A 6,968-nucleotide genomic window follows, 5' to 3' on the forward strand; every position below is an offset into this window, starting at 1 on the left:
CACCACCTACGACGAGCGCGCCGCGGTGCTGCGCCGGGCGGCCCGGCTGCTGGAGGACGACCCGGACCGGCTGGCCCGCTGGCTGGTGCCCGAGTCCGGATCGGCGCAGGGCAAGGCGTCGTTCGAGGTCGGGCTCGTGGTGTCCGAGCTGCACGAGAGCGCCGCGCTGGCCTCCCAGCCCTACGGCGAGCTGCTGCACTCCACCCGGCCGCGACTGTCGCTGGCCCGCCGGGTCCCGATCGGGGTCGTCGGGGTGATCTCGCCGTTCAACTTCCCCGGCATCCTGTCGATGCGGTCGGTGGCGCCCGCGCTCGCGGTGGGTAACGCGGTCGTGCTCAAGCCGGACCCCCGCACCCCGGTGTCCGGCGGGCTGGCACTGGCCGAGCTGCTCGCCGAGGCGGGACTGCCGGAGGGCCTGCTGACGGTGCTGCCGGGCGGGGCCGACGTCGGGCAGGCGCTGGTGACGCACCCGGACGTGCCGTGCCTGTCGTTCACCGGGTCCACCCCCGCGGGCCGCCGGATCGGGGAGGCGGCGGCGCCGCTGCTGAAGCGGGTGCACCTGGAGCTCGGGGGGAACAACGCCCTGCTCGTGCTGCCGGACGCCGACGTGGAGGCCGCCGCCTCCGCCGCGGCGTGGGGGTCGTTCCTGCACCAGGGGCAGATCTGCATGACCGCGGGCAGGCACCTGGTGCACTCCTCGCTCGTGGACGAGTTCACCGAACGGCTGGCCGCCAAGGCCGACGCGATCGCCGTCGGTGACCCGGCCGACCCGGCCAACGCCCTCGGCCCGATCATCGACCGGGCGCAGCTGGAAAAGGTCCACCGGATCGTCACCGAGACGGTGGACCGGGGTGCCACCGCGGCGGCGGGCGGAACCCACGACGGGCCGTTCTACCGGCCCACCGTGCTCACCGGGGTGGCCCCGGACAGTCCGGCGTTCGCCGAGGAGATCTTCGGCCCGGTCGCCCCGGTCGTGCCCTACGACACCGTGGACGAGGCGATCGACATCATCAACGACAGCGAGTACGGCCTCAGTGTCGGCATCCTGACCGCCGACGCGTTCGGCGCCTACGAGCTGGCCGGGCGCATCGAGTCCGGGATGGTGCACATCAACGACCAGACGGTCGACGACGAGTCGACCATCCCGTTCGGCGGGATGAAGGCCTCCGGTGTCGGCGGCCACTTCGGCGGGGCGCGGGCGAACCTGGAGTCGTTCACCGAGACCCAGTGGATCACCGTGCAGTCCTCGATCGAGCGCTACCCGTTCTGACCCGCCGCCTCCGGCCGCCGGTGCGGCCCCGACACCCGCACGCGGAGGGGCCGCACCGGCGGCCGGGGGTCAGGAGGCGGTGTGCCGCGGGCCGGTGGGGACGGTGGCGAGGACGGTGCCGATCCGTTCGACCGTCCGGTTCATCCCGTAGGCGACCCGGCCCATGTCCACCCCCTCATCGGCGAGCAGGGCGAGACAGGCACCCTCGCCGGCGGCGGTGACGAACAGCGTCGCCCGGTCGAGCTCGACCACGGTCTGCCGCACGGTGCCACCGCCGAACTGCGCACCCGCGCCGTCCGCGAGGCTGTGGAACGCCGAGGCGACCGCCGAGAGGTGTCCGGCGTCGTCCGCGTCGAGCTGCCCGGAGCGGCCGAGCAGCATGCCGTCGGTCGAGAGCGCGACGGCATGCCGGACCCGGTCCAGACCGGTCACCAGCCCGTCCAGCAGCCGGTCCAGATCCGTCGGGTCGGAAGCGACCATTGCTTCGATCTCCCCACTGTCGAACAACCGTGCCGGGCACCGTGGACACGGCGGCACTGTATCGAAGATCACCCGGTTCGCGGTGTCAAGACGCGCCACCTCGCGGTAAGTCGTCTCCTCGGCGGCGCCACCGGTCCGACCCGGTGAACGATCGGGGCGTGATTCGGTCACGGACGAACACGGAGAGTCAGAAGTTGGTCACCCCGGCGGTCAGTCGAAGACGAGCACGCCGCGGATGTTGCGGCCCGCGTGCATGTCGTCGTACGCCTTCGCCACCTCGTCCAGCGGGTACCGGGTGGTCACCAGTTCGTCCAGCTTGAGCACACCCTGTCGCCAGAGCCGCACCAGTGCGGGGATGTCGCACCCCGGGGCGGCTTCGCCGAACAGCGACCCCTTCACGGACTTCTGCATGAGAACCAGGTCGTTCAGCCGGAGGGGTACGTCGGTCGCGCGGTGGCTGCCCAGGCCGGTGACGACCACGGTCCCGGCCTTGCGGATCGCGCCGAGCGCCGTGGCGAGGTGCTCGCCCCCGGTGACGCCGACGGCGACGATCACGGCGTCCGCGCCCTGCCCGTTGGTGACCGACCGGGCGTGCTCGGCGGCCTCGCGGAGGTCGGCGTAGGCGTGCGTGGCACCCAGTTCGCGGGCTTTGTCCCGCTTGAACTCCACCGGGTCCACGGCCAGCACGGTGCTCGCCCCCGCGTGCGCCGCGCCCTGCACGGCGTTGGCCCCGATACCACCGATACCCATGACGATCACCGTGTCGCCGGGGCGGACACCGGCGGTGTTGACCGCCGCGCCCCAGCCGGTCGGCACCCCGCAGCTGAGCAGGCACGCCAGCTCCAGCGGCACGTCCTTGTCGATCCGGACGAGCGAGTCCACCGAGGCGGTCGTGTACTCGGCGAACGTCGAGATGCCGCACTGCTGTCCCACCGGGCGCCCGTCGAGGCTGAGCCGGTAGCTGGTGGGGTCGTCGGCGCGGGCGCCGGTGAGCAGGGTCGCGCCCAGGTGGCACAGGTTCTGCAGGCCACGGGCGCAGAACTCGCACGTGCCGCACGCGGGCAGGAAGGAGAACACCACGTGGTCGCCCGGTGCGAACCCCGGGGTGTGCGGGCCGACCGCGGTGACCACCCCCGCGCCCTCGTGCCCACCGCAGAACGGGTGGATGCCGACGGGTAGGTCGCCGGTCGCGGCGTGGTCGTCGGAGTGGCACAACCCGGACGCGGCGAGCTGCACCGTCACCTCGCCCTGCCGCGGGTCGTCCAGCTCCAGGTCGACGACCTCGTAGCGCCCGGGGGACTCCCGCAGGACCGCGCCCCGCGTACTGATCGGCATCACGTTCTCCCTCGATTCCGGTTCCACCGACGCGGCCGAAGCTATCCCGTCCGGGGGCGGGACGGAGGCGTGTCGCGCGGTCGGGAGACGCGCGTGTCACGTCGGTCGGGGAGACGGAGGAAGCCCCGGGCGTGGATGGCGTCAGTGGACCTTGGGGCGGACCGCCTCGGCGGGGAGCAACTTCGGGCGTCGCGGGGTCGGCCATTCCATCAGCAGCAGTGTGGCGTCGTCCTGGAGCTGTCCCTGCTGGTGTTTCAGGATCGCGTGGATCACCCGGCGCAGCGTCTCCGGCGGAGGCAGTCCGGCGTCGCTCTCCCGTTCGACGAGGTCGACGAGCCGGTCGACGCCGAAATGTTCGCCACGCTCGTTGCGGGCCTCGGTGACGCCGTCGGTGTAGAGCAGGAGGTGGTCACCCGGCTGCAGGTGTTCCCGTGCCGGGATGGTGGGGTTGGCGTCGTCGAGGTGTTGCAGGCCGAGAGGCATGCGCCTGCCGCCGTCCAGGACCTTGTGGATCCGGCCGTCCCGCAACAGCACCGGCGGTGGGTGCCCCGCGTTCAGGTACGACAGCACTCCCGAGTCGAAGTCGACGTTCGCGAGGAGGGCCGTGGCGAACCGTGTCTCGGTCGCGTGTTCGCGCAGTATCGCGTCGGCACTGCGGGCGATCCCCGCGAGGGTCTCGCCGCCCCGGCGCGCGTTGCGGGTGGCGGCCATGGCCATCGAGCAGACCAGGCCGGCCTGCAGGTCGTGGCCGGTGGCGTCGAAGACGGCCACGTGGCCGAGCGTTCCGTCCGCCGTGTAGTCGAACCCGTCGCCGCCCGCCTCGTCGTAGTACTCGACGACCGCGCTGACGGTCATGTCCGGGGTGGCGAAGGTCTGCGGGGGCAGCAGCTGCCACAGCAGTTCGGCCGACACGGTCAGCGGGCGTGGCCTGCGCGTCTGGTGCAGGGCGTCGCTCTGGTTCAGTTTCGCGACGATGAGGTGCCCGAGCAAGCCGGACACGGTCCAGCAGTACTGCCGCAGGGCCGCGTCGTCCGGGTCCGTCCCCTCGGGCGGCACCACCCGCAGTGCCCCCATCCGGTGGGTGCCGTTCAGGACGGGCACCCACAGGACGGGCCCGCCCGTCGCCGGATCGGTGTCCTCGAGTATCTCCACGCGCTGAAACGACCGGCCGGCGAGCGTGTCGTCGATCGGGACCGGGGCACTCGGGGCTCCGTCGGTGCCCAGCGGGTGCAGGTGCCGCTGGGGCAGGTCGGAGACGTACAGCAGTCCGTCGACCCCCACGTGGGTGGCCAGGGCGTGCCGGACGATCCGTCCGAGATCACCCCCGGCGGACAGGTGGCCCCGGTTGATGATCTCGTCGAGCACCTCGTACCAGTTCGCGGACGTCACGCTTCTCACGGTAGTGGCTTCCGTCCCGGTTCGTCCGCCGCACCTCGGCGGGCGGGACACGGCGTCGGCCTGCGCACCGCGTCGCCGGTCATGGAGCGTCGTCGGCGATCACGGAGCGTCGTCGGCGTAGAGCGCGGCGATCTCGTCGGCGTGGTTGTGCTCGATCACCCGGCGTTTCAGCTTCATCGTCGGGGTGAGCTCGCCCGTCTCCGGCGTCCACACCCCACCGAGCACGCGGTGGGCCTTGATCTGTTCGGGACGGGAGAGTTCGGTGTTGGCCGCGCGCACCGCGTCGGCGACCTCGGCGAGCACGGTCGGATCGGACGCCAGCGCGGCGACGTCGTCGGCCTCCAGTCCGCGCGCGGCGGCCCAGGCGGGGGCGGACTCCTCGTCGAGGGTCACCAGCGCCGTCACGTACGGCCTGCGGTCACCGATCACCGCGGCGTGCCCGATCAGCGGGTGGCGTCGCAGCAGGCCTTCGGCCCGGCTGGGAGCGACGTTCTTGCCGCCCGCGGTGATGAGCAGTTCCTTCTTACGGTCGGTGATGGTGAGGTACCCGTCGTCGTCGAGGGTGCCGACGTCGCCCGTGGCCAGCCAGCCCCGCTCGTCGACGTCCGGCACGACCCGGCCGTCGGTGTCCAGGTAGCCTGCGAACACCAGCGGTCCGCGCACCAGCACCTCACCGTCGTCGGCGGTGCGGATCTCCATGCCCGGTGTGGGCAGGCCCACCGTGCCGGGACGGTAGCCGTCGGGGAAGTTGGTGGTGGCCGCGCCGGTCGTCTCGGACAGTCCCCAGACCTCCATGATCGGCAGGCCGAGTCCCCCGAAGAACTCCAGCACCTCCGCCGGGATGGGCGCCGCGCCGCTACCCAGCCGCACGGCCTCGGCCAGCCCGAGCTGCTCCCGCAGCTCCCGCAGGACCGTGCGGTCCACCCGGTCGAACTCGGCGGCCAGGTCGGCGTCCGGTTCCGCCCCCCGGGCGCGTAGCGCGTACACGCGGGTCGCGGTGTCCCGGGCCGCCTCCACGGCCGCGCGTCGCTCCTCCGGGAGCGCGGCGAGTGCGCCCTGCACCGCGGCGGCGAACTTCTCCCACACCCGCGGGACGCCGAAGAACCCGTGCGGACGTACCTCCCGCAGCGTCGGTGCGAGCTGCGCGGGGTCGGGGCAGACGGTGACGTGGCCCGCGTTGAACAGCGGCAGGTACATGCTCAGCACGCGCTCGGCGACGTGTGCCAGCGGCAGGTAGGCGACCTGTCGCGGATGCGGGGGACCGGGTTGGACCAGTTCCTGCGCCGCGGCCTGGTGGAACACGTTGCGATGGGTCAGCACCACGCCCTTGGGGTCACCGGTGGTGCCGGAGGTGTAGATCATCGTGACCGGGTCGTCCGGGCTGCGTTCGTCGCCCGCACGCCGCACGGCGTCCGGGTCGGCCCGGTGCAGTTCGGCGCCGCCGGCGAGCAGGTCGGAGTACGACGCGAGCCGGTGATCGCCACGGAATCGCGCGGTGTCCGGTCCCGCGCCGTCGAGGGTCGCGTCGTCGATCAGCACGATCGAGCGGAGGGTGGTCAGGGTGTCCAGCACCGGCCGCCAGCGGGCGAGCTGGTCGGCGCCCTCGAGGACGACCACCGTCGCCGCGCTGTGCGTGGCGACGTGCCGGATCTGGTCCGTGCTCAGGGACTGATAGGCCGTGCAGGGGATCGCGCCCAGGTGGACTGCGGCGTGGTCGACGACCCAGTGTTCCGGGCGGCTGGAGACGTCGATGAGCATGCGGTCGCCGTGGCGCAGGCCCGCCGCCGACAGCCCGTGCATCGCCGCCGCGACCCGCTCGTACAGCTGTGCCCACGTGACGGTGGTGCCCGCCTCTCCCGTGCCGGTGGACAGCGCGGGACGGTCGGCGTGCCGTTCGGCGTTGCGGCGCAACAGGCCGCCGACCGTGCATCCGTCCGCGCCACGGTGCACCTGTTCGGCTGTGATCATGGCTTTCCTCCCGTGGTGTGTCCTCAGAGCAGTTCGACGTTGTGCACCAGCCAGCGGTCGTTCTCCCGGCGCAGGGTGAGCCGCATCCGGTTCCGGTCGATCCGCGGCTCGGGGTTGTTGGTGTTGGTGATGGTCTGATCCACGAACGCGAGCACCACGGCCTCGGTGGAGTCGGCACGCACGACGCCCGCCGCGAGCGTCTCCCCCTTGGAGACCGCCTCGTTCTCCCGGATCAGCTGGCTGAGGTCGTCGCCGACCCGGCGGTACTGCTCGGCGAAGTCCCCGGTCGCGTGGTCGAGCACGGCGTCGAGGTCCTTGTCCAGGGTGTCGTGCTCGTACGAGGCGAGCCGGGTGGCGAAGCGGGTGGCCGCATCGAGGACCTCCGCCCGCGCGGTCTCCCGGGCACGCAGCGACCAGTAGTCCACCCCGACGAACCCCGCACCGACCAGGGCCGCCACGACCAGCCCGGCGGCGAGCAACGTCCGCGGCCGGGGACGCCGCCACAGGCGCGGCCGAC

General features: G+C 72.6%; 6 protein-coding genes. 1 reads left to right on the forward strand and 5 read right to left on the reverse strand.

Annotated features, from left to right (window positions below; all coding sequences use genetic code 11):
* A partial coding sequence (locus SACPADRAFT_RS26080) for an aldehyde dehydrogenase family protein (RefSeq protein ID WP_007025785.1) occupies positions 1-1,270 on the forward strand: 1,270 nt, incomplete at its 5' end.
* A 69-nt stretch (positions 1,271-1,339) separates the two neighbouring features.
* On the opposite strand, the gene SACPADRAFT_RS0207150 is transcribed toward SACPADRAFT_RS26080, so the two are convergent.
* From SACPADRAFT_RS0207150 to SACPADRAFT_RS0207170, 5 genes are all read right to left on the reverse strand, one after another.
* On the reverse strand, positions 1,340-1,750 hold the full coding sequence (locus SACPADRAFT_RS0207150; protein WP_007025784.1) for a roadblock/LC7 domain-containing protein: 411 nt from the start codon (positions 1,748-1,750) through the stop codon (positions 1,340-1,342).
* A 210-nt stretch (positions 1,751-1,960) separates the two neighbouring features.
* Positions 1,961-3,085: an NDMA-dependent alcohol dehydrogenase gene (locus SACPADRAFT_RS0207155; RefSeq protein ID WP_007025783.1), complete on the reverse strand. Its 1,125-nt coding sequence runs from the start codon at positions 3,083-3,085 to the stop codon at positions 1,961-1,963.
* A gap of 141 nt (positions 3,086-3,226) precedes the next feature.
* Positions 3,227-4,474 (reverse strand): PP2C family protein-serine/threonine phosphatase, encoded by a 1,248-nt coding sequence (locus SACPADRAFT_RS0207160; protein ID WP_040924055.1) that lies wholly within the window; start codon positions 4,472-4,474, stop codon positions 3,227-3,229.
* Positions 4,475-4,582: 108 nt separating this feature from the next.
* Positions 4,583-6,451, reverse strand: coding sequence for an AMP-dependent synthetase/ligase (locus SACPADRAFT_RS0207165; RefSeq protein WP_007025781.1), 1,869 nt, complete (start codon positions 6,449-6,451; stop codon positions 4,583-4,585).
* 23 nt (positions 6,452-6,474) lie between these two features.
* A partial coding sequence (locus SACPADRAFT_RS0207170; RefSeq protein WP_007025780.1) for a hypothetical protein occupies positions 6,475-6,968 on the reverse strand: 494 nt, incomplete at its 5' end.

This window comes from Saccharomonospora iraqiensis subsp. paurometabolica YIM 90007, from assembly GCF_000231035.2.
In the GTDB taxonomy this organism is placed as follows: Bacteria; Actinomycetota; Actinomycetes; order Mycobacteriales; family Pseudonocardiaceae; genus Saccharomonospora; species Saccharomonospora paurometabolica.